The 20,193-nt window shown below is 57.3% G+C and carries 21 protein-coding genes; 6 read left to right on the plus strand and 15 right to left on the minus strand.

The genetic code is table 11. The annotated features are described in order from the left end of the window. Positions 1 to 24 precede the first annotated feature (24 nt). Positions 25 to 363 carry a hypothetical protein gene (locus tag ACYZUC_RS03080; protein WP_461993445.1) on the minus strand — a complete coding sequence of 113 codons (339 nt, stop codon included), beginning with the start codon at positions 361 to 363 and terminating at the stop codon, positions 25 to 27. A gap of 455 nt (positions 364 to 818) precedes the next feature. Between ACYZUC_RS03080 and ACYZUC_RS03085 the strand changes: the two genes are divergently transcribed. Beyond that, entirely contained in the window at positions 819 to 1,217 is a 399-nt protein-coding gene (locus ACYZUC_RS03085; RefSeq protein ID WP_461993447.1) for a DUF3742 family protein, read from the plus strand. On the opposite strand, the gene ACYZUC_RS03090 is transcribed toward ACYZUC_RS03085, so the two are convergent. From ACYZUC_RS03090 to ACYZUC_RS03110, 5 genes are all read right to left on the minus strand, one after another. Then, positions 1,206 to 2,747: a conjugal transfer protein TraG N-terminal domain-containing protein gene (locus ACYZUC_RS03090; RefSeq protein ID WP_461993448.1), complete on the minus strand. Its 1,542-nt coding sequence runs from the start codon at positions 2,745 to 2,747 to the stop codon at positions 1,206 to 1,208. The two genes, ACYZUC_RS03085 and ACYZUC_RS03090, sit on opposite strands and share 12 nt — an antisense overlap. Before the next feature lie 10 nt (positions 2,748 to 2,757). Continuing rightward, positions 2,758 to 3,066, minus strand: coding sequence for a hypothetical protein (locus tag ACYZUC_RS03095; RefSeq protein WP_461993450.1), 309 nt, complete (start codon positions 3,064 to 3,066; stop codon positions 2,758 to 2,760). Between the two features lie 3 nt (positions 3,067 to 3,069). Next, positions 3,070 to 4,452 (minus strand): integrating conjugative element protein, encoded by a 1,383-nt coding sequence (locus tag ACYZUC_RS03100; protein ID WP_461993451.1) that lies wholly within the window; start codon positions 4,450 to 4,452, stop codon positions 3,070 to 3,072. Next, positions 4,449 to 5,405 (minus strand): TIGR03756 family integrating conjugative element protein, encoded by a 957-nt coding sequence (locus ACYZUC_RS03105; protein WP_461993452.1) that lies wholly within the window; start codon positions 5,403 to 5,405, stop codon positions 4,449 to 4,451. Before ACYZUC_RS03105 ends, ACYZUC_RS03100 begins: the two co-directional genes overlap by 4 nt. Before the next feature lie 115 nt (positions 5,406 to 5,520). Next, positions 5,521 to 5,775: a helix-turn-helix domain-containing protein gene (locus ACYZUC_RS03110; RefSeq protein ID WP_461993453.1), complete on the minus strand. Its 255-nt coding sequence runs from the start codon at positions 5,773 to 5,775 to the stop codon at positions 5,521 to 5,523. A gap of 169 nt (positions 5,776 to 5,944) precedes the next feature. On the opposite strand from ACYZUC_RS03110, the gene ACYZUC_RS03115 reads away from it, so the two are divergent. Beyond that, entirely contained in the window at positions 5,945 to 6,217 is a 273-nt protein-coding gene (locus ACYZUC_RS03115) for a LasR-specific antiactivator QslA (RefSeq protein WP_461993454.1), read from the plus strand. A gap of 248 nt (positions 6,218 to 6,465) precedes the next feature. Continuing rightward, positions 6,466 to 7,749: a hypothetical protein gene (locus ACYZUC_RS03120; protein ID WP_461993455.1), complete on the plus strand. Its 1,284-nt coding sequence runs from the start codon at positions 6,466 to 6,468 to the stop codon at positions 7,747 to 7,749. 200 nt (positions 7,750 to 7,949) lie between these two features. On the opposite strand, the gene ACYZUC_RS03125 is transcribed toward ACYZUC_RS03120, so the two are convergent. Genes ACYZUC_RS03125 through ACYZUC_RS03165 form a run of 9 tightly spaced genes read right to left on the minus strand, consistent with a single transcriptional unit; the run spans position 7,950 to position 15,417 of the window. Next, positions 7,950 to 10,703: a conjugative transfer ATPase gene (locus ACYZUC_RS03125; RefSeq protein ID WP_461993457.1), complete on the minus strand. Its 2,754-nt coding sequence runs from the start codon at positions 10,701 to 10,703 to the stop codon at positions 7,950 to 7,952. Then, complete coding sequence (locus ACYZUC_RS03130; RefSeq protein WP_461993459.1) at positions 10,703 to 11,119, minus strand: TIGR03751 family conjugal transfer lipoprotein; 417 nt, start codon at positions 11,117 to 11,119, stop codon at positions 10,703 to 10,705. Before ACYZUC_RS03130 ends, ACYZUC_RS03125 begins: the two co-directional genes overlap by 1 nt. Then, a complete protein-coding gene (locus tag ACYZUC_RS03135; RefSeq protein WP_461993461.1) occupies positions 11,082 to 12,599 on the minus strand; it encodes a TIGR03752 family integrating conjugative element protein in 1,518 nt (505 codons plus the stop codon). The genes ACYZUC_RS03130 and ACYZUC_RS03135 overlap by 38 nt, the downstream gene beginning before the upstream one ends. Continuing rightward, the gene (locus ACYZUC_RS03140) at positions 12,589 to 13,401 is read right to left on the minus strand and encodes a TIGR03749 family integrating conjugative element protein (RefSeq protein WP_461993463.1); all 813 of its coding nucleotides are present in this window, start codon (positions 13,399 to 13,401) and stop codon (positions 12,589 to 12,591) included. Before ACYZUC_RS03140 ends, ACYZUC_RS03135 begins: the two co-directional genes overlap by 11 nt. Beyond that, positions 13,398 to 14,039 (minus strand): PFL_4703 family integrating conjugative element protein, encoded by a 642-nt coding sequence (locus tag ACYZUC_RS03145; protein ID WP_461993465.1) that lies wholly within the window; start codon positions 14,037 to 14,039, stop codon positions 13,398 to 13,400. Before ACYZUC_RS03145 ends, ACYZUC_RS03140 begins: the two co-directional genes overlap by 4 nt. Next, positions 14,036 to 14,449, minus strand: a complete 414-nt coding sequence (locus ACYZUC_RS03150) for a TIGR03750 family conjugal transfer protein (RefSeq protein WP_461993466.1) — start codon at positions 14,447 to 14,449, stop codon at positions 14,036 to 14,038. Before ACYZUC_RS03150 ends, ACYZUC_RS03145 begins: the two co-directional genes overlap by 4 nt. A gap of 7 nt (positions 14,450 to 14,456) precedes the next feature. Beyond that, positions 14,457 to 14,828, minus strand: a complete 372-nt coding sequence (locus ACYZUC_RS03155) for a TIGR03745 family integrating conjugative element membrane protein (RefSeq protein WP_461993468.1) — start codon at positions 14,826 to 14,828, stop codon at positions 14,457 to 14,459. A 17-nt stretch (positions 14,829 to 14,845) separates the two neighbouring features. Continuing rightward, positions 14,846 to 15,085 (minus strand): TIGR03758 family integrating conjugative element protein, encoded by a 240-nt coding sequence (locus ACYZUC_RS03160; RefSeq protein ID WP_461993470.1) that lies wholly within the window; start codon positions 15,083 to 15,085, stop codon positions 14,846 to 14,848. Next, a complete protein-coding gene (locus ACYZUC_RS03165) occupies positions 15,082 to 15,417 on the minus strand; it encodes an integrative conjugative element protein, RAQPRD family (protein WP_461993472.1) in 336 nt (111 codons plus the stop codon). Before ACYZUC_RS03165 ends, ACYZUC_RS03160 begins: the two co-directional genes overlap by 4 nt. 336 nt (positions 15,418 to 15,753) lie before the next feature. Between ACYZUC_RS03165 and ACYZUC_RS03170 the strand changes: the two genes are divergently transcribed. The 3 genes from ACYZUC_RS03170 to ACYZUC_RS03180 are packed head-to-tail and all read left to right on the plus strand — an operon-like array spanning position 15,754 to position 20,105. After that, positions 15,754 to 17,505, plus strand: a complete 1,752-nt coding sequence (locus tag ACYZUC_RS03170) for a hypothetical protein (RefSeq protein ID WP_461993473.1) — start codon at positions 15,754 to 15,756, stop codon at positions 17,503 to 17,505. Between the two features lie 48 nt (positions 17,506 to 17,553). Then, positions 17,554 to 18,636, plus strand: a complete 1,083-nt coding sequence (locus tag ACYZUC_RS03175; RefSeq protein WP_461996808.1) for a DUF3800 domain-containing protein — start codon at positions 17,554 to 17,556, stop codon at positions 18,634 to 18,636. Positions 18,637 to 18,659: 23 nt separating this feature from the next. Beyond that, a complete protein-coding gene (locus ACYZUC_RS03180) occupies positions 18,660 to 20,105 on the plus strand; it encodes a Shedu immune nuclease family protein (protein ID WP_461993475.1) in 1,446 nt (481 codons plus the stop codon). The last annotated feature ends 88 nt before the right edge of the window (positions 20,106 to 20,193 follow it).

The following is a 20,193-nucleotide window of genomic DNA, read 5'->3' on the forward strand; positions in this document are numbered from 1 at the left end:
TGTGGATTTGAGAGCCGAGGACGGTTATCTGCGTTTAGCGTTGGCCTCTTCTGCAAGCGCTATCAGCAAGGCGCCAGGCTGACCCGGTTCTTGGAGTAGGCTGAGACTCAATTGCAGCAACGGATCGTGGTCTAAGTGATCTGTTGGTTGAATGTGTACTACCTCGAACAGTACATAGCGCTCGTGTGGAGAGGCGAGGTGAGCCTCGAAGGCTGCGCGCAATACGTGGCTCAGCCGATCGACCCTCAGCTTCTCAGCGTGATCGGAACGCTCGAGCAGAACTGCGCGTTGCCACGCGCCAGGAGTGAACACGATGGGCAACCGAAGGGTGTTCAGTGTTTCCGGTGTAAGTGAGTCGGGCATGGTATGTCTCCGTTGAAAATGCGAAGAAACATGTCCCGTGGGGGAAGGATTTCCCCGCAGTGGGTAGAAGAAAATCAAGAGGGCTTACCTCACGAGCAGAGCTCGAAAGGCGCTCAGAAGAGCAGTAGGCGTTCATCACCGTAGAAACGGTCACCGTGCGAGCCACCGAACGCTAATCGCACTTGGGGGGAACCATCACCGAAGTGATGTAGCCTTGAAGGCTCTGGCTACCTGGGCAGGTGCTGTTGATAACAGCGATCTGTACCTTGTATTTAGCCGGACGACTTATATGGGTCAATCACTGTAGATAGGCTCTTTCACGGGGCTTGTCTTCTGTCTTCCAGTGAAGATTTTTTCGGCTGGGCAAACTGATAAACGGTCAGGCACGGACAGTTTTCAGTAGTAGGCTGTTACTCCTGTCTCAACCATGAAAACGCTCAGAAGAGGGCGAGAGCATGCTGACTCAGCAACCTGTTCAGAATTCACGTGCCCACCGCTGGGCGTACGCATGTGGCATGTCGGTAAAACGTGGTTACCGTAAGTTGAAAACGTTTGAGTCCTGCGTGGCTGAGCGTGCGGTGACGGCAGGTATACCTGCGGGTAATTTACTCGTTCGCGGGAGCTTTCTGATTGCCAAACTGGCATTGATCGGAGGTTTGCTCCTTGTCAGCGTTTGGCTGGTTACTTTTTTTGTGATGATGTTGGCTGTCATCACTTTGATATGGTTCAGGGCTTTTGTTGGTTCCGATCATCAAGAGGAAAGTCCAGGGCCAGACTACCTGGGTGCTGATCTCTACATCGGTGACTTCGACGACAATGGGCATTATATAGGCGACAGCAAGTCATCTAATTGAGCGCTTAGCAGCACCCAATATTTGATCCGTACCTTTACTCGCTGAATCACTTGCGGCTTTGCTTCCGTTCGCCAACATGCCTTGAATCCCGTTGCCGACTGAATATCCAGCCCAGCTCATGGCTCCTAGAAACAGCATCGGCAGCACGATGAACATCGCCCCCATCACATACTCAATTACCTGCGCCGTGACCGTCCCATCCATAAACCCGGATGTGGGCAGCGACAACAGTATCTGATTGGACGCCGAAACCTGGTTGTACAAGGTATCGAGCATGCTGGAGTCGATCCAGCGTGCCAGCTCCCACCAGAAACTCAGCATGTGCAGTGTGAATAGCGCGAACGTCACGGTCATGACGGTCTTCAATTGGTAGGTACTGACCAGCAGGATCAGTGGCAAGCTGATGATGACGCCCATGATCAGGAAAGCCTGCACCATCGGCAGGGCGGCGCGTAGCGCATTCATCGCCGGGAAGTTGCTGAAGGAGCCGAGGGCCAAGCCGGTATTGGTGGCCAGGTTATTAAGCCCCTGATTGATCGAGCCGCCACGAGCGCTGGAACCATAGTCCTGGTATACCTGTCCGGGCGACATGGACATCGATTGCTGGCGCGGACTGACTAGTTCGCGCAGGGTGGCATCCTCGATCTCGTTGCTCGAACGACCAGTCAACCAACCTTTCAGCTGAGTCAGCAGCGAAGGATCGACCTGCTGGATCAAGCGCTCGCGCAAGCCAACACCGCTATCACTCCACCACTGCTTGCAGGTGGGGTAGCCCGCGCCATTCTCCAGCCTAGGTAAGGACACATCGCGGCTTTCGTCATACGGCCAGCTGACTCGCGGTGTGCGTGAACGATCCGTATCGTAGTAGCCGGGCGTGTCGAGAAAATAGCTTGAGCCGATCCAGGAAGCGTCGTGACTTTGTGCCTTGTCCAGTTGCGGGCGATTGGTAAACAACCGAGAACGGGAATAGCCATAACAGTCGCGGGTGAAGTCGGCGACTTCCTGCAGCAGTACCTGGCTGTTGATACGCGAGTTGTCGATCTCCATGCGCATCTGCCGAATATCCGGTGCGCAGGGAATGGATGCGGTGGCTGCGGCGGTTACCCCTTTGCTCAAGGCATGCACCAGAAACCACCAGATCGGTACGTTGGCGGAGCGTTCGCCGATAGTATTGAAGGTCGTCCCCCAGGCGGTTTCCGCCGGTTTAACCACACTGACACCGCAGCGCTGGCTCGCCGCATCATCGAACGCCATTGAGGCGAGGCTCAGCGGAAAGACGGGCGCGCAGCCGAACAAGACAACGATATAGGCGAGCCACAACCGGTTCTCGATTCGAGGCACCGAGAGCAGCCCCTTGTTACCTTCATCCGCACCTTGCTGACGGGCCGATAGCCATTCTTGCAGGATGATTGCACCAAAGGGCGCGGCGAACAGTCCGGTGTCGGACAGGACGCTCCAGAGGCCGTTGTTGATGATCCAGGCCAGCAGGGAGAGGTAAAACTCCAGGTAGCTGTTGGTGCTCATGAGCATGGTGGTGACCTCACAGTCGGGTGAGTTCGACGCAGGTAAAGAGCACGAGCCCTAATGTCCCGATGCGCTTCACGCGCAGTCGATCCTGTGGTCGATGTTGGTAGCGCCGAAGTAGATCCCACCAGAGCGCGAAGAGGGCGCCGTAGAGCAGGGCACGCCACCACCGCAGATAGGGCCCTACGGACTCGAATGCCTGCTGCCAGGCCTCGAAACTACCCAGCGCAGCGCGGCCGATCCATGCGACCAGTGCGGCGGTCAGGATCATCACTGCGCCAATCCCCAGACTCGAAAGCAAAGTGAATAGCCGCGAGCGTTTCATGGCTCACTTGCGCCTGGCGTCAGCATCATTGAGTCGACCGGGCTCGGGGTCGCCTTGCTCGACAGTACGCGAAGCATCGGCACCACCGGCATGCCGATCGAGCACTAGGCTGGCGGTATTGGTGGTCAGCATCTGCCGTATCTGCAGCTCGGTTTGCAGCAGGCGAATTTCTCGCTCCAGGGTGTCGATGTTTTTCGTCAAGGCGGTTTGGGCCGGCTCGGCGGAGGCGATGTTTGGTTCGTGACTGCCCGCCAGTAGCGTGCGCAATAGCAATAACGCTTTGTCGAGCACACTGGACAAGGCCGTCTCACTGGCCAGGCGCCGCGCCAACAGATCCTGATCGGGATCGTCGCGCAGGGCTTCAACCACGCCACGGGTCACCGGCAGCATCGGGCTGGAGGCTTTAGTCAGATTGTCAGGGGTAGGCGGTAGAGAGCCAGACAGCAACCCTTGCAGGGCCTTGAGGCGTTCGCTGTAGGCCTCCTGGATCAGTGGCGTCAGCCCGCTGCCAGCGGTCGCACGCAGAGTTTCGCAGGTGTCGCAGGTCGCGACTTCGGTCTCGCCCAATACGCGAACGGCCCATTCGGATTCCTCCTGGGGCGAAGCCCAGGTCTGGCAAATAGCCCCACCTAGGCAATCACTGCTACTGATCGAGGCACTGTCATCCACCGTCCGGTTATGCAGCAGGTTGTAGCCTGCTCGCACTACGTCGGAGGTCACCCGGATGGGCGTCTGTCCGCTACCTCCAGCCTTCTGGCCACCGACCCAGGACACCCCATTGTTGCCGTTATGGCTCTCGGTATTTTTCACAGCAGCCACCGCATCACCGCCAGTTTGTTCCAGATTGCCCTGCATTTCCTGGTTCTTGGCCAGCGCACCCCAGCCGGCTTGACCGACCTTGTCCGCCATCTTCTCGGCCATGGCCTGGCAGGTCAGCTTGGAGCGGTCGAAGTCGATACGCCCCTGCATCACCCCGTTACTGAGCAACTCATAAAGGCCTGGGTTGGCGCGCTGGATGATCAACGCGGGCAGCGACATCACCGCTTGGGTCGCGTTCTGCACGATGCTGCCCATGATCTGCTGGAAACCTTCGGTGGCGCCGTTCAGCTGGTTTTGCAGGGTATTGGTGAGGCTCATGTTTCCGCACATCATATTCGCTCGCCAGGATCCGCCGACACCGAGACCGCTGGGTCGGTAGAGCGAGCTCGGTGAGCCCACTGCCGAGCCGCCACCAATGGTGTACATCACTCGGTCGTCGAGCACTTCGCCTTGAGTACCCAGGCGGTAATCGCCCTCGGCGGCGTGGGCATGCGTGGCCATGGCGAGCAGTCCACAGAGCAACAGAGTCATCACACCCAACCATTGTCGTGCGAGAAGCCGACTCATGAAGCACCTCCTTCGAAGTCGATGCTGAACAGAAAGGTCTGCCCCTCACGTTTGCAGCAGCTATAGGGACGCCACAGCGACCAGGCGTAGCCGCCATCCGTGCTCTGTACCGGAACGCTGGGGAAGATGGCGCACGTGGGCTGAACCTGGGGGTAGAGCAATTGCCATTTGTGGGTCGAAGCGTCGTTTTCAACGATCGGGCCAGGCGGCCAGTAGCCGTCGCGTTTGGCGGGCGTGAGCGGTAAGTACACATGCGGCTGCCCGTTACGGGTAATTACATCGCCGGCCCGTTGCGCCATGACTGCGGCCGCCTTGAAATCGTCGGGCTGTACCAGAAAGCCCTGCCGGGGATAAACGTTGCCCCACATGTTTCCCGAAGCCTGACGACCGATTTCACGGATCCCCGTCATGAGCGACTCGGGGTAAAGGCTTTCCGGTATGCCATGGCGCCAGGCCAGCGAGTCCAGGGTGCTCAGGTAGTAGGGCATGAACGCAGTAGCGCCGCTGGCGCAGGCGTAGCCGGATTGCGAAGCCAGTTGCGTGGCGGCCCAGCCACCTGGATGACCGATGCCATCAACGTTTTTGAAGCGAGGTAAGTTGTCGCGGCGGGTGTTCAGCGTGATCAGGTTGCCGCCCCCCTCCGCACCGCTGATGGGAGAGGAGAGGGTAGCCATCTCGGTCCAGGGATTGTTGCCGGTGGTGGCGTAGCTTGAGACCACCAGCTCAGGAATGAAATGACGCACCTTGGTCGAGGTTTTGACCTTGCAGCCGAAGGGCGTGCAGAGGAGCCAGAAACAAATGCCGACGACCCTGTATGCAAGGCAATTTGGCGACAACACAGAGGACGTGATGCTGCCGGTATCCAGCGCCATGCTTGGCCCGCACGCCAGCAGGATGCTCAGCGCCAAAGGCCGTAGATTCTGGGGCGCAATTGACAGGCAGGAAACAGACATGATCCAGGCTCTAGATGAATGGCCTGGGCAGGTTCAATGATGTAAGAGGTGCTGTCAGTTATAAATCCGAACGTGGGGTTGTCGGTTTACAAGGATTTACAGGACGATGAAATGGCTACTCGATGTCCAGCACACGGCGAAGGGCGTCAGGCTCGATGAGTAGCTGATCTGCGGTGATCTCGAAAATATTGGCGAGTTTGCACAGGACCAATAGCGACGGATTGCCTACCCCTCGTTCGATTTGACTGACATAGGTACGATCCACCTCGGCCATGAGCGCCAGTTGCTCTTGGGTAAGGTTCTTCACGCGCCGTATCAAGCGGATGTTGTCCGCCAGTTGCAGGCGAAGCTGTTCGTAGTCTTGAGTCATGCGCGCAAATTGCGCCTTGAGGGACTCTCAATCCACGGGATATAGTCTACATTGGTATTGATCTAAGCCATTTGATGCTCATGCCTGTTATCGAGCGTTCATTTGGTGTCGTTAAGATTTTCGAGGCTGGACTCTGCATCTAACAATAAATCAGAAATCTAGGGTGTGTATGGACGAAAACTACATTTCCATTCCTGCGGCAGACGGTTGTTCAAGTCTTCTGACACCTTGGGGCAGCGAATTTGCCCCGATGATCGAGCGTGGCGTGCAATGCGCTGAGGCTTGGCTTGATACAACCGGTGAGATACCCCTGTGGTGGGAACTAGCGCAAACCCGCAAGACCCTTCCTGTCGGTGACTGCCAAGATGCTTTTGAAGCAGGTTTTTTGTTGAGGGTTCAGCAGCGGCTTCAGCGCGGCACACGGATACCTGTATCGACTTGACCACCCGTTTGCATTTAGCCTGGCCTGTCATTGGCACAGACCAGCAGGTTACAGTCCTGAGTCACTTGTGGTTTTTAGGTGCAGCGTTTTTGTCCCGATGTTTGCTCTGCGACTCGCGCTGCCCTCTACGAAAACGAGCGGGCATCAGGTTGCGCAACGGAGCCCAGATATGTGGCAGCAACCCACCGATCTTTCTCATTTTCTGCGTCGGCAACCGCACCAGGATATCTTTAAGAGGGCACATCACGATGGTAAACAAACTCGATCTGCGTCAAGAAATGAAAAAGATGCTACGTGTAAAGACTGCCATTCTACTTCGCTCACCAGGTGATTCCCTCGCAGACATCGTCGCTTCTGATCGTGAAGCGTTTTCGGGTATTCGTGTGTTGTTCGCGAGCGATGAGGGAGGGGTTCCATTGCAGGCTCTGGGCAGGTCAGATAATCCAAATGTGCCTGTGGCTTCTCTATTTGCTGGAAAGGGCATTATTGCATTTTCCGATGCTATCGAGAGGCAGATGAGGAGCGGCAGTGCCCCCTTGGAGTTTCCATTTTTCTCACTACTCGATACAAATTTCCTTACTGAGTTACCGGGTTTTTTTCGTCATGAAGAGTCGAAACACCGCGAAAAGGTGAGGGCGACCTTGCAGTTCATTGAAGATCAAAGCGGACGTGGTTTTGATTGGACGTTTGCGACACTGGAAAACCTACGTGAAGTTGTAAAGCCAAATAATCCATGGCCGTACCAGAAGGTTGCGGCAGCAAAGATGTTTGATGCCATGATGCATCTCCCTGAGGTTAGGGATAGGGCGCTGAAAGGGCATGCCGAACAGATTAAGGACTATATACCAGCAGCCGAGGAAATGTGGGATGCATTCTTGACCAATGGGGAGGCATGGGCCTGTATCCAGCGGCGGGATATGATGCAGTCAATAATTTTACGCGCGATGCTGGAGTGCTGGAATGGCCAAGGCGTGGATGACGGTATTCGCTGCTTAGTGGATTTCTGCCTTGATAATTTTGACCTCATGCCCTTAAAAGAACTTTATTTTGGATGGAAGGCTCTGAGCGGATTCGCTGATAAGCAAAGTAGAATTCCCATCTTTGACGAGCCCGCGTTGCGGAACCCAAACGGAGATTCGAATAACAGGATTTCCGCGCTTGCGTGGGACCTCTATATGTTTCGACATTGCGAAATGCTTATGACAGAAAAAAAGGGCAATCAGTTCATGATTCCTGTTGTAACTACGCTTGATGATGGATTGTTAAAAGCCATTAAGAGCTGTCCTCTGAGAGCACTTGTGATTCATGATGAGGCTCGAAAAGTAGAAGCTATATTCGACGATGAAATGGACTTTGCCAATTGTCTAGATCGTGCGCTTTCGGATGAAACAAAAGCACGAATTAATGACCCAGGGCGTTTGGTCAAACCGAAACGTATCTCGAAGCATGATTTGAGTTATCTGATAAACAGCTTGGAGTCGGAAGTGAAGAACGCTGCTAAAGCAAGGTCGCAGCCAGGGTCGCATCATTAACAATAGAAAGTGGTGTTGAAACTGACAGAAATTAACTCTATTTAAAGTAGCCCCACGCGGGCGATGACCAGTAACTGACCACCCAGCTAGGTGGTCAGTACGAATGCAATCAACTGTTCAGTTGTCATGCAATCGTCTGGCCAGTTGCGATGCAATTTCGCAACTCACTCTCTGGGAGTGCGATACCTGAATAGCTATTCCTATGTTGGTTCTATTTCTCGCGCTCTATCGATCCGTTCAGCTACCCTATACGCCGCTTCCAGTTCTGAGCAGCCGTTCTCCTGCATCAGTGTCCAGCGTTCGGCCTTTTCCTCGGGCTCCGTCATGGCCAGGGCGAGGTAAAGGCTGGGTGGCACGGCTCGGAACAGCGTCTCGAGCTTCTTCGACAGCACCACTCCTTCAGTGTATTTGCCCGGTTCCTTGCTGGCGGAGAGCAATAAGGCTTTCTGCGCCGGCGTGAGCTTTTTGAACCGTGCGATCTCCTCAATTTCCGCTGGCGGCATGTTCAAACAAATCCACCATTCGATCATGTTGAGCATGGTCTGCGCGGCAGTGGGGAAGTCGGCAAGGTTTTGCGTCGCCAGCCAGAACCACGCGCCGAGCTTGCGCCACATCTTCGTCCCCTTGACCACGAATGGTGCCAGCAGCGGGTTCTTGGTGATGATATGGCCCTCGTCGGTGACCATTATGATCGGCCGCCCCAAATACTGATCGCGTTCTGCAAGGTTGTTCACGGTGTTCATCAGGCTGATGTAGCTGATGGACATCTGTGCCTCGTAGCCTTCGCGAGCGTAAGTGGCCAGGTCGACAATGGTCACATCGCTCTCGGGCCAAGGCGTGCCCTCGCGATCGAACAGTTCGCCCTCGAAACCCTGGCAAAACAGGTCGATGGACTCGCCCATTTCCTGGGCACGCTCGCGACGCTTCTCCGGCAAGTGCGTGTCGGCGGCGACGCGCAGCAAGGCGTTGCGCACGTCGCGGGTCAGCACCTGACGACCCGCTGCGACACAGGTCTGTGCCGCATCCAGGATGCACTCGCGAATCAGACTGCGATCGGCCCGGCTCAGGCGGGCTTCTTCCTTGGCCTCGCCGCCGGTGATCATCAGCCTGGCGGTGATTTCCAGTTCGCCGAGAACATCGCGCTGGTCTTCGCGACTGGTTACCACCTCATCGTCCAGCTCGTCGATCGACAGACTCGCCACCTGGTCCGGCTGCTCGACCAGGCGCCAAGCATCGGCGAACGGGGCGAGACTGACCGAGGCGCCAGGTTTCAATTGGACCTTGTTGACCGACAGGCCCTGTGTCGCGAAGTAGTCTCCCTGCAAGCCGAATGAGTTGCCGGCCTCGACGATAAACAGGCGCGGGCGGTACACGGCCATGACCTGCATCAGCAGGGTGACCAGGGTCGCCGACTTGCCGGCACCGGTGGGGCCGAACAACAGCAGATGACCGTTCATGGCTCGATCCAGGCGTGACAATGGGTCGAAGCTCAATGGCGAGCCGCCGCGGTTGAACAAGGTGATGCCCGGGTGGCCGGTGCCGGTGCTGCGGCCCCAGACCGGAACCAGGTTCGCCAGGTGCTGGGCGAACATCAGGCGCGTGTACCAGTTGCGCGTGTCGCGGGCCGGGTTGTAAGCCATCGGTAACCAGCGCAGGTAGCTGTTGCAGGCCGAAACCTCATCGCCTTCGCGTACAGGTTGCAGGCCCGCACCCAGTAGTGCGTTAGCCAGGCTGACCGAGCGCTGGTGCAGTTGCTGTTCATCGTCACCGCGCACGTAAAACGCAAGCGTGCCGCGGTACAGTTTGTGCTGTCGGCCAATGATCGCGCGGGCCTCTTCGACATCCTGACGGGTCTGGGTTGAGGCCAGGTTTTCACCGATGGCTTTGCGAGCCAATCGGTTTAACTGGTCTTCGAGCACATCCTGCGGTTTGACCACCAAGGTCAGACTCATCACCGTGCCTTCAGGTAACTGGTCGAACAGGGCATTGACTGCATCGCCCTTACGGGTTTCTCCGGTGAGTTGACCAATCGACGGTGCCCGGCGCAGCTTGTCCACCACCATGACCCGGTGAGGCTGATCGTCGAAAAACCAGAGTCCTCGTTGGACATACGAACGCGGCTCATTGAAGAACAGCCGCTCGGCGAAGTCATGATCGAAGGGCAGTTCCAGCGACTCGCCCTCGCCAGACTCCGGATAGGCCACGCGGCGGTAGAAATCCTCGGGCGCTTCATCAGTAAGCCTGGGTGCCGGATTGAACCAGGGCAACAACCAGGCATACAAACCTCGGCCATCGACTCGCATCGATTGCACCCCGCATGCCTGTAACGAAGCCGCGACACGTTCGCAAGCCTGATGCAGGGATTGCACCGGAGTGAGTCCCGTCTCCTCAGCGCCAGACTCAAGCCAGCGATAGACCACCAGGCGCACCCGCCGGTTGTTACCGAGCCAGGGCAGGCGCGTAACCACCCTATCTTCAAACAAACCACCGGGCTTGGCGATGGCCTTCAGATGGCGGCGAGTGAGTTCCAGGTACGCTTCGGTGAAGACCGTGCCTCGCGCGCTGTCCTGAATATAATCGGTGAACCGGTTCAGGTAGGGGGTGAAGTCGTTGTCGTCTTGACAGAAAAACTGCGCCACCCAAGGCGCTTGATCCAGCTCGTCAAAGCTGTCCTGCAGGGCATCCTCGAGGGCGTCGCGGGCGGCCATCAGCCAATCGGGTTCGCGCCCTTCGGTGCCGATGGGCAGCAACTCGAACACGGCACCCACCGAGCGATTGTCATCCAGCAGAAAACACTGCTCGGTGTCGAGGTATTCGACCCAAGGCAGGTGATCGGTGAAGCTGGGGTTGTGCGCATAGAGTGCGGCTTCATCGGCCAAGGTCGCGCGAGGGCGCAATGGGTTGCGCCAGGCTTTCCACGCGGGAGTGCGATTGCCCGAATCGCCGGTACGCACTACAGGTCTTCCTGACGTTCACCAGGTAATGCGTACTGCACACGTTGGTAGAACGGAAAGACGGTCGAGTACCCCGGAACCGGTACCTGCTCGGTACCAGTCAAATGCGGATACACGTACAGCACCAGATCGGAATTGGGCAGGCGAGGGAACAGATTGTGGATCTCGTTCGTCGCTGTGCGAGTGTACGGTTCTTGGAGAGAAGCGGAGAAATCTGCCTGGGCCAGCGGACGGCGTAACTGCTGCCGAGCATCCAGCAGTTGCTGCTGAGTGCCTTGCGAACCGGCGCCGTTCCAGATGTCCAGCATGGTTTGCTCGCCATGGGGCAGAAGTGTCTCCTTGTCGGTGGAACACCCCGTCAGGACCAAGCAGAGCAAGCTAATCCAGGTCAGGTAGAGAAGCATGGTCTTTTTCATGGCGAACGCTCCGACCCTTGGGCTCGTAGTCGATGGTGATCTCATGGTCGAGGTGCAGTGCGACGTGTGCTGCAGGTGGCACGTACACGGCAGCAAAGGCTTCGCCATACAGTTTGTTGACCCACTCGCGGATGTCGCTGACCCCACCACTGAGAATTGAATTCAGCGCGCTATTGCCATTGCTGCTGGTGACCCCCAGCGTACTGCCGCCTGAACTGATCACACTGCTGTTGTTCCGCTCATCCCCGAGCAAGGCGGCGACACCCGCGCCGGCCGCAGTGATCAGGCTCTGGCTGCCGAGGTATTGCTGCGCGTTCGAGCGGCGCTCGCCGGCGATGCAAGGAATACCATACGGATCGGACAGGTAGCCGAGTCCGCCACGGATCTTGTCGGTGCTCGAACTCTGGGTGGTGGAGGCATTGCGGCTGGCTACCGCCTTCGGCTGAGGCACCGTGCGGATGGTGCCATCGGTAAACACAAAGGTGATTGACTCGACCTGTCCGCGTACGCAGGACAGGGTCCAGTCACCGGACGCCGTGCCGCTCATCACGGCACCTGCGACATCCGGTAAGTCGATGCCGTTGGCGGTCAGGTTCTCTGGGCCGACCAGTACCTTGAAGGGATAGGGATCATTCACTGTGCCGTCCACCGGGACTCGGCCGATCAGCGCGGTCATGGCGACCGAGCCCATCAATGTCGCGTTTTCGGGAATGGTGTAGACCGGCTTCGCGCCTTCGGTACGATCAACGGATCGCGTCAGGTCACGCTCACCCTTGGTGACTGCGCGTAGCTGTTTCTGGCTGCGATCAATAGCGTTATCTTTCAAGCCCTCCAGTGAGTTGAAGGCGGTAGGCAGGCTCAGCGCGGAGGAGGTCTTGGTTTTGCCTTGGGCGTCGGTGGCCGGAGCATCTGAGGGTTCAATCCACTGTGTTGCATCCGTGGCAGGACGATTCCCTTCGAACTGGGCACCATCGCCGGGCTCGAGCCCCAATCCGATTGGCATGTCCTTGCCTTTGCCGGTTAGCCCCGACAACTGGTCCTGCAATTGCGTCAGCAGACCACGGGCCTGGCGACTGTCTTGTTCTGCTTTGAGTCGGGCCTCGTTGGCTTGGCGGCGGCCTTCGTCGACCTGCTGGGTCACACTGCCAAGCGCCGTCTGGATACGCGAGTCGACCCTGTTTTCCCGCTCGCGCAGGCGGTTGTTTTCCGTCTGCAGTGAGTCATTGTATTTCTTCAAACCGAGCATGTCGCTGCGCATGGCCTTCACCTGGCCGACCAGGGTGGCGACCGTGTCGCGAGGGGTATCGCCAGCAATGCCGAGCGACTTGGCTTGCTCGGCGGATAACTGAAGGTTGCCCTGATCAACCGGGTTCTCTGGAGAGGGCGTGCTGTCGGCCGCGACCCATGTTTTCAGGATGATCAACACCACGGCCAGTAGCGCAGCCGGTACCAGCCATTTGAGCAAGGCGTTAGCCTTCATCGTCAGCACCTCGCGCAACGGGTGGGAGCAGCACGGCTTGTTCGAGGCCGGCACCGCGAGTCACGAGGTAGGCGATCGTAGTGTCTTCAGCACTGCCGACAGGCCCGAGGAAAGCATGCTGGAAGGTCGCGGCGAACAGCTTGGCCTGAAGCTGGCGCGGATCGAGTTGCACCGTCTCTGAACCACGATTGCGCAACTTCACCGCCGTCACCCAGTAATCACCGAGTCGCCAGGCGGCGATAGGTGTGCTGGACGCGTTTTCGCTCGGCAACAAGGTCGGCAGTTCGGTGCGCAGCTTGAGCGGGACGCGGCGTACCCCGGGCAGGGACTCCACGGTGCGCAGCGGTGCGTACAGGCTCTGTGCGGCATAGCGCGTCAAAGCGACCGGGATCGGCGTGCGTTCTGGGATAGGGTCGGTGCTCGATTCCGTCTCGGTAGTCTGCACCGGAGCATTTTTGAGAATACGTACGGGCTCCAGCGGTTGATCGCCAGGCGTGGCCGCGATATCCAGCAGGATGATCTCGCCCGTTGCGACCGATTGCAGTTGCAGTCGGGTCGGTGCAATGGCTTCTGACGCGCGCAGGTACAGCGTGCCGCCGGTTGATTGCACGCGCAGCTTGCCCGTCAGGGTTGAGGGCACACCGACTCTAACATCCTCATCGACAAAGATCACCCGCTCCTGATTGATCACCAGTGGGACCGCGAGGGGGAGGCGTTCCCAGTGCATCAGTTCGACGGCCTGCGCTGCAGCTCCCCATAGCATCAGTGAGACGGTTAGTCCCAGGGTAGAAATCCGCTTCATGGCTCACCTCCAGGCAGGGAGATTTTTTGCGGAGTGCCCTGATAACAATCCAGTGCCAGCCCCCACTTGTTGCGTTCGGGATCCATGTCAAAACGCACTACGCGTAATGGATAACGCACCACCACCCGTTTCACCGGTTCGGCGGCGTAATACTCGTCGGCATTAAGGTCGAGTTTGACTAGCCAGCTGTCGCGGTCGAGTTGCTTGACCCTGAGTTCCGGATCTTCGCTGTAGCCTCGGCCCAGAATTTCGTAGACACCACGCACCCGCTGGCGCAGTTCGCCGGCGGCCTTGCGGTACTCATAGTCACCTTCGAGGAAGGCCTTGCAGGCGGGTGTTAGGTAGGACTGCAAGCCATAGATGGCGCGGCGATAATCCTGTTCGCCATCCGAGGGCCAGCGGTTTAGTTGGCCAAAGATGTAGAGGGCAAAGGCATAGACATTCTCTGAGGGAATATCCCACCACTTGCGAGTGCTGCCCGAGCGCAGATCCGGTGGTACATGCACGGTCAGATCGGTCGGTGCCGAGCGCCAGCCATACCAGAGTCCGGCACAGACCAGGGCCAATACCACCACTGCCAGACGCAGACTGAAGATATGCGCCTGTTGGGCATCGACCTTGTTCCGAAACTGGCTCATGGCTGCCACCGGGGCAGGGCAGGACGTAGCCGGCGGGAGCGGCGAACCGTCCAGGCACCGGAGTGGAGGATCAAACTCCCGCGACCCAGGCGCCACCGGCTGGCCAGTACCCATTCGAGCTTGCGGTACAACCAGGTTTCGGGGCGGGCTCGCTTGACCCGACGCAGTAGCGTGCCACCGGCAAACAGCACCACCGTCATGCCTGCGATCATGCTGGTCGGTGCCACGGCAATGGAGGCGGTGGCGATCGCCAGAGGAACACCCAGCACCAAGCCGACGAGTGCGCCGACACCGAGCGCCACCCACATCTCATCACTGGTCAAACCGCGCAGTACGGCAGGATCGCGATTGAGTCGCTCCGGGAGAAAGATCAAGGTGCCGTCGGCAAGGCGTTCGATAGTGTCGTTCATGCCGACCTCACAGAATTGCGGCAGCCTTGGTCAGGAACCAGATGATGATCACCACCAACAGAGCACCGATACCGACCACCGCGCCGAGGTCTTTCCAGGTTTTGCGCTGGTTCTGCACGTCGGCATACACGGTCAGCGAGTGCCAGGCCACACCCAAGAATGCGAGCAGGGCTATCAGCAGACCGAGCAGGATGCCGCCGTCGTAGGCGTAGTTTTTGATCGTCTCGATTAACCCGGATCCTTCGCCGCGCGAAGGGGCTTCCATGGTGGGGAGTTCGGCAAAAGCCAGACTTGGACCGAGTACCAACAGCAGACCGATCAAGCGCTGATTGGCACGATCACGCAGGTTGTTTTTCAGGGGGGCAAGGCACTTGAGCATGACGGCGATCTCCGGGGTTAGGACAGGGTGAAGAACATCAAAACCAGCAAGGTGAGTAGTACGCGTGCGGTACTTCCGCCAAGCGCGCCGAAGCGCACGCTGCCGGCCGCCCACCCTCGGTAAGCCGTCCACATCACCCAGGCACACCAAAGCAAAGTCAGGACGAGAACCAGGGACAGCCAGAGCGTCGAACTGCTCTGTGCCGAGAAGCCGGAGGCGTTTTGGAAGGCAGCGGTCTGGGAGTCGGTCATGCTCATGGCGAGGGCTCCGCAGGCGGAGTGTCGAGGCGGTAACCACCCACCAGCTCACCAGGATCGCGAGGTTGAGCACGGGTGGGGGAGAGATAGCCCTGTACACCTTGGCGGATGCGCTGGATGTCCTCAGTCAGGCGGGGATAGTCGAAGCGGTAGCGCTCATTCGGTTGAGCGTTGCTGGATCTCTCGGCTTGAGCGGATAGGCGTTCGATAGTGTCGAGCTGCTGCTGAATCAGGCTGAACTGATCTTGTTCATGGGCGGAGGCGGCATAGCTACCGCCATGGACGATAGCCAACGAGAGTAGTAACAAGCAACGAACGACGGTAGTTGGCATGATGCTGGCCCTTATGGATCTGAGGACAGCATCAATTCAGAGGTCGATTTCTTCAGTAAGAAACCTGAGGTCTGATGTATCGCTTATTCTGGGGAGGTGCGGGAGATGTTTACTTACAGCTGAGTGACCCTTCGACCTTTGGATAGTGATTGGGGGAATTAGGGAGATTCCGCTCTCAATGAGCTTCGTAGCTGGCGATATCGTTACAACCCATATTCCTCGGTTTCTTAACGGCCTCGCATTATGATGCTGCAGTTGCAGCACACCATTTGGGTTCACTGGGAAGCGTCCAGAACTGGCACGTGGGTTGTTTGCAACAGCCAAGGAGAAGAGCTGATGTTTGATTACGTGGGAAGGTTTCCTATTCCGGCCGACCTGCTACCGCAGCGGTTGCGCTCACTGCTAGAGCCAGTGGGAACTGATCCGTTGCAGAGAGTCGAGGTGAGTAGTTTCACGGAAACCGAACGCTCAGAGTCGAACCGCGAGACGGTTCATATGTTGATGGCTGTCGTTCCCGATGACGGTAACGCGATGCCCGTTCTACATAGTCAGGGTGTGGTGGCGCACGGAGTTCCGACTCTAAGTGAGAAAGGGAGCGTGAAAGACTTCACACCGAATGTGAGCGGGTATGACTACATCGTTGCCTCCTGGGGCAGCAGCTTGTTCTTCACATACACCTTGGCCGAGAAGGTATGGATGGCGTTGGGTTTAACGCCACGATGCATTGGCAATGAGCATCAGCGTTTGGTTTACGACGATTTGAGCCTGCCAGAGTTCGGAGTCGCTGAAGGTGAGGTTTCGCTGCAATACCACTTCAAGCCGTCCCGGGATGTTAATTGGTTCATGTCAAACGAGTATCTGCGCAAGTATCTGTGGTTGAGGGGGGGACGCGGCGTTCGCCATTTCTTCTATCAGGCGACGCTCGCAGACAGCCCACAACTGCGCAAGCTGATGAACGGGGAACGTTTTCATTCTCTTGGCGAGCCGGGGAGCTGGCTTGATGGCGATCTTCGGGAAACAGAGAACGGTTTACTGCTCCAGGTATGGGCGACAGTAGTGGCAGTCTCCTGCAACCTCTGCCCTCAGCAGACAGCTGATGGGCTGAATTGGCCAGGTGTTGCTGGAAAGGTTACGCACGCTAGTGCCAATGACATCATGAGGAATGATACGACGGTCTATCTCGACGACAGATTTCTCGAACGCTATGAACAAAACAGCTTGTACGGAAGCACACCTGTAGACGCGCATGGTGGCTGGTATTGCAGTCCATCTTATCTTGGACAGTGGTCTTTCACTGGGTGCCGGCGAGTCGGGCGAAACCTAATCGAGGTGGATTTACGGGATCTGTACAAAGGCGTCCCGGACCGGGAAACCTTGCATGCTCATGTCCACGCCCTAGATCCTGCGATTGTGAAACAGTGCGACCTGACTGAAGAACACATCGTTTCCAAAGTTGATCGGTTCCTCACGCAAATGCTGTCCTTGGGAGAAAACCTTTCTCGGCTTGGGACCGCGCTGGGCATCGAAAAACCGGCTGTTGAACTGCTCGGGTTCTCGCGGGAAGAAGTTGCAGCCGATGGCTGGCTACATTATCCGCAGGTTGCAAAACTCGCTCAGTTCGCGCCCTTGGACATGACCCAGCAGGCCTTTCTCGCTCGATGCAAATCCATCCATGAAATTTGGCAGAAGCTGCCCGACGGTTTCCTCAAACAGCTTCTGGAAGCTATGGGTGTCCCGAGAAAGTCGATCGCCACTCTGGGGAAGCTAAAGCTTCTGCAGTGCTTACTGAACATCCTGACCAGGTTCGACGAAAACTGCGAGGCGCCGGATGCACTAAAAAGCAAGGATGAACCAGAAGGCTGGAATGCGAAAAACAGCGACATTGCAATGCTGTTCGTCACCTACGATCTTCGCATTGCCGATGCCCACGACGCCGTGAGCAAGATCGAGAGGTTGCAGGATCAAGACTTCGACACGGCTACATTGCATCAAGGTTATGGTCGTGCGCTCGACTTTGTCCTGGATGGCGTCATCGACGCCTTCACGGCAATCAATAGTCCCCTGGGCCGTATCCTGGCACGCGCATGATGTGGCAGGGCCTGGAGACTTTTACAATGGGGGAGACCAACCTTGAGCATGACGTTCTACCTCGACGAGAGTGGTCATAGCGGTGACATGGTCAACAGTGGTGACGGCTTCGACTTCAAAGGGCAACCATACTTCGTACTGGCTGCGGTGGGGGTGAGTGACGAGTCGGCAGTTGTCACTCGAATCGAAGAGCTGCGCGCATTGCACAGGATTTCACCAGGTGAGCTGAAGTCCAAGTCTCTGATGGCCAAGCCAAAATTTGTTTTGGAGGTTATAGACTACCTGGAGTCTATCGGTGCGCCTCTGTTCGTCGAGCTCGTGGATAAACGCTATTTCATCTGCGTGCACATCACGAGTTTTCAGTTGCTACCACCTTGCATGGGGTTTCCTGAAGGCGCACCCATGGCCTTTCTTAGGAATACTGTTGCGGACTTTCTGAATGCTGAAGCTTCGGATCAGGTGCTCGACGCATTTGTCCAAGCCTGCCTAGAGCCTTCTGAGGCGCACCTGCTGCAGTCTCTTTCATTGCTTCAGGATCTGGGCGTACGCCTTCTGGACATCCCTGGGAAGAAAGATATTGCCCGGGGCGTAGTCATGATGGTGGAAGATGCCCGTAACGAGTATCTGGAACTTAAGGAGCAGGATCCTGACGCATTTCTCCAGTTCCTTCCGCCACCTGATCACAACAAGCGCAGCAAGCGTGTTTGGATGCTTCCCAATCTGACTTCGTTTGCCAACATCTACGCGCGCCTGAATCTCTACTTCAGGCGGAATCTGCAAGGTGTCCACATCGTTCACGACCAGCAGTTGGAACTCGAGGACATCCTGCATCTGGGGAAAGCGACTGTGGAAGCCCAGAAGGACCAAAGCCAAGTTCCATACGCTCCACACTCGGACTTTATTTTCGAAGAGATGGCTACTTTCGCGTTTGCGCAGTCGCACGAAGGCATTGGCCTGCAGATAGCGGATGTCGTGGCCGGGGCGGTGATGCGCTACTTCAGGGATAGCCAGAGTGCAACGGTAAATCCTGATCTGGCAAAGGCCGTCGAGCGCTTGATCAGCACATCCGATGTTCGAACCGGTTACGGGGTCAATCAGGTCGTGGCCTCGCAAGATGTGCGGTACGCCTAGCTAGGAAAACCAGAGGTTGGCATATGACAATTGAACCAGAGGATGGTCAGGGGGCACCTGCTGTGTACGACTACAGCGACGTAATGAATCCAAGCTTTCGTCTGGAAGTCGCTGACGATAGCGGCACAGCCTGCAGGGATCTTTTTGTCCAGACGTTCGCCCGGTCCGAGGACCCGGATGTCTGGTTCTCCCAGCCTGAGGCTCAATGGCATTTCCTAGCGCGAATCCTTCCGCGCAAGATCGTCACGTATCCCGTCCACACGAATCCACATGCACAGCGTTACTTGTCCCCTAGGCACGGTCGTATCAGGACGCTTGTCTATCAGGTAAGGCACGACTATCCCTTGCCCGACAGTTCAGACCAGGCTGTTTCCCTCATCGAAACATATCTGCCTTGGCGCACCTCGAATAATTGCGCCTTTGGCCTCGGTCTAATCAAGGAACTGGATGCTATTTGGGCTGGCATCATGAAGCTTCCGGGGGTCGATACGATCCTCGTCACGGAGGACGGTGAATCAACGGTTGTTGACTGCGTCGTACTGATTAACGTGCAGGATTTGGATGAGCAGAGGCGCGCCCTCGAAAGGGCGAATCGCAACGTGCGTGAACGGGTACGGCTGGTAAAGGCGTTGCACGTACGAAATACCTTGCTTGCGCAGTTGAGTCCGGAGCGGTTTCCGCCAGTTATGCAAGTCGGCGCGGCTGGAGAGCTCGTCGAGGTGCGGTTAGGCCGGACGAGGCAGTCTGCTGCTTCGGTTCGTTCCCTACGAGCGGCCACGGTGCGGACGGTGCGCGAGAACGCGGCGTTGATTGTGAAGGACGCACCGGGTGCGCTCATGGAACTTCACGCGGAAATCGAGCGGGTCACCTTGGCCAGCATGATCGAGGGTTATGAACGGATGTTGGTGCAGGCGCTGCCAGAAGGCCGTTGGCAGCGCTTCTTCGAGGAAAATATCTTCATCTTGACGATGCTCTTTGCTCGACCGGTGCGCCTGCTTCACACCCAATTTCATGCCAAAGGGTCGAACCTGAGCGGTTCCGGTGCCCAAGTGGGGGATTTCCTGCTCGGTGAGTTGGGGCCATCGCTGGCGATCGTTGAGATCAAGAAACCGTCTACGGTGCTGATGCTCAACACGGCGTACCGGAACAGCGAGGTTTACGGTCCAAGCGCCGAGCTCAGCGGTGCAATTACCCAGGTCCTCTATCAACAGAGCGCTCTTCACAGCAACTGGTTGTTCCACCAGACACAGCCAGAACTTCGGGGCTCGCGCCCTGACGCAACGAAGTGCGTAGTTATCGCAGGTATGACTCCAATGGAAGAAGCGCAGCGACGCAGCTTCGAGATCTTCCGTAACGCATGCAAGAACGTCGAGGTGGTGACCTTCGACGAGCTGTTGGGCAAGCTGAAGATCCTGTTGCACCATCTGACTCCACCAGCGCGGGGAGACGGGGAGGCTGCCCCATTCTGACAGAGTTGGTTCCGGGGAATAGCGATGACAGGGTGACGCACCTTGAAAGTGTTCCTACTGCCGCCGAAGTGGTAGAGCATCTGCCTAC

The organism is Pseudomonas sp. GT1P32, from assembly GCF_054897805.1.

Bases quoted from the DNA above. Each gene is read 5' to 3' on its own strand.
- ACYZUC_RS03160 (WP_461993470.1), bottom strand. From the start codon at position 15,085: ATGAGCATGACCGACTCCCAGACCGCTGCCTTCCAAAACGCCTCCGGC.
- ACYZUC_RS03105 (WP_461993452.1), bottom strand. From the start codon at position 5,405: ATGTCTGTTTCCTGCCTGTCAATTGCGCCCCAGAATCTACGGCCTTTG.
- ACYZUC_RS03150 (WP_461993466.1), bottom strand. From the start codon at position 14,449: ATGAACGACACTATCGAACGCCTTGCCGACGGCACCTTGATCTTTCTC.
- ACYZUC_RS03115 (WP_461993454.1), top strand. From the start codon at position 5,945: ATGGACGAAAACTACATTTCCATTCCTGCGGCAGACGGTTGTTCAAGT.
- ACYZUC_RS03095 (WP_461993450.1), bottom strand. From the start codon at position 3,066: ATGAAACGCTCGCGGCTATTCACTTTGCTTTCGAGTCTGGGGATTGGC.
- ACYZUC_RS03180 (WP_461993475.1), top strand. From the start codon at position 18,660: ATGACAATTGAACCAGAGGATGGTCAGGGGGCACCTGCTGTGTACGAC.
- ACYZUC_RS03140 (WP_461993463.1), bottom strand. From the start codon at position 13,401: ATGAAGCGGATTTCTACCCTGGGACTAACCGTCTCACTGATGCTATGG.
- ACYZUC_RS03110 (WP_461993453.1), bottom strand. From the start codon at position 5,775: ATGACTCAAGACTACGAACAGCTTCGCCTGCAACTGGCGGACAACATC.
- ACYZUC_RS03165 (WP_461993472.1), bottom strand. From the start codon at position 15,417: ATGCCAACTACCGTCGTTCGTTGCTTGTTACTACTCTCGTTGGCTATC.
- ACYZUC_RS03170 (WP_461993473.1), top strand. From the start codon at position 15,754: ATGTTTGATTACGTGGGAAGGTTTCCTATTCCGGCCGACCTGCTACCG.
- ACYZUC_RS03155 (WP_461993468.1), bottom strand. From the start codon at position 14,828: ATGCTCAAGTGCCTTGCCCCCCTGAAAAACAACCTGCGTGATCGTGCC.
- ACYZUC_RS03145 (WP_461993465.1), bottom strand. From the start codon at position 14,039: ATGAGCCAGTTTCGGAACAAGGTCGATGCCCAACAGGCGCATATCTTC.
- ACYZUC_RS03100 (WP_461993451.1), bottom strand. From the start codon at position 4,452: ATGAGTCGGCTTCTCGCACGACAATGGTTGGGTGTGATGACTCTGTTG.
- ACYZUC_RS03130 (WP_461993459.1), bottom strand. From the start codon at position 11,119: ATGAAAAAGACCATGCTTCTCTACCTGACCTGGATTAGCTTGCTCTGC.
- ACYZUC_RS03090 (WP_461993448.1), bottom strand. From the start codon at position 2,747: ATGCTCATGAGCACCAACAGCTACCTGGAGTTTTACCTCTCCCTGCTG.
- ACYZUC_RS03120 (WP_461993455.1), top strand. From the start codon at position 6,466: ATGGTAAACAAACTCGATCTGCGTCAAGAAATGAAAAAGATGCTACGT.
- ACYZUC_RS03135 (WP_461993461.1), bottom strand. From the start codon at position 12,599: ATGAAGGCTAACGCCTTGCTCAAATGGCTGGTACCGGCTGCGCTACTG.
- ACYZUC_RS03175 (WP_461996808.1), top strand. From the start codon at position 17,554: ATGACGTTCTACCTCGACGAGAGTGGTCATAGCGGTGACATGGTCAAC.
- ACYZUC_RS03080 (WP_461993445.1), bottom strand. From the start codon at position 363: ATGCCCGACTCACTTACACCGGAAACACTGAACACCCTTCGGTTGCCC.
- ACYZUC_RS03085 (WP_461993447.1), top strand. From the start codon at position 819: ATGCTGACTCAGCAACCTGTTCAGAATTCACGTGCCCACCGCTGGGCG.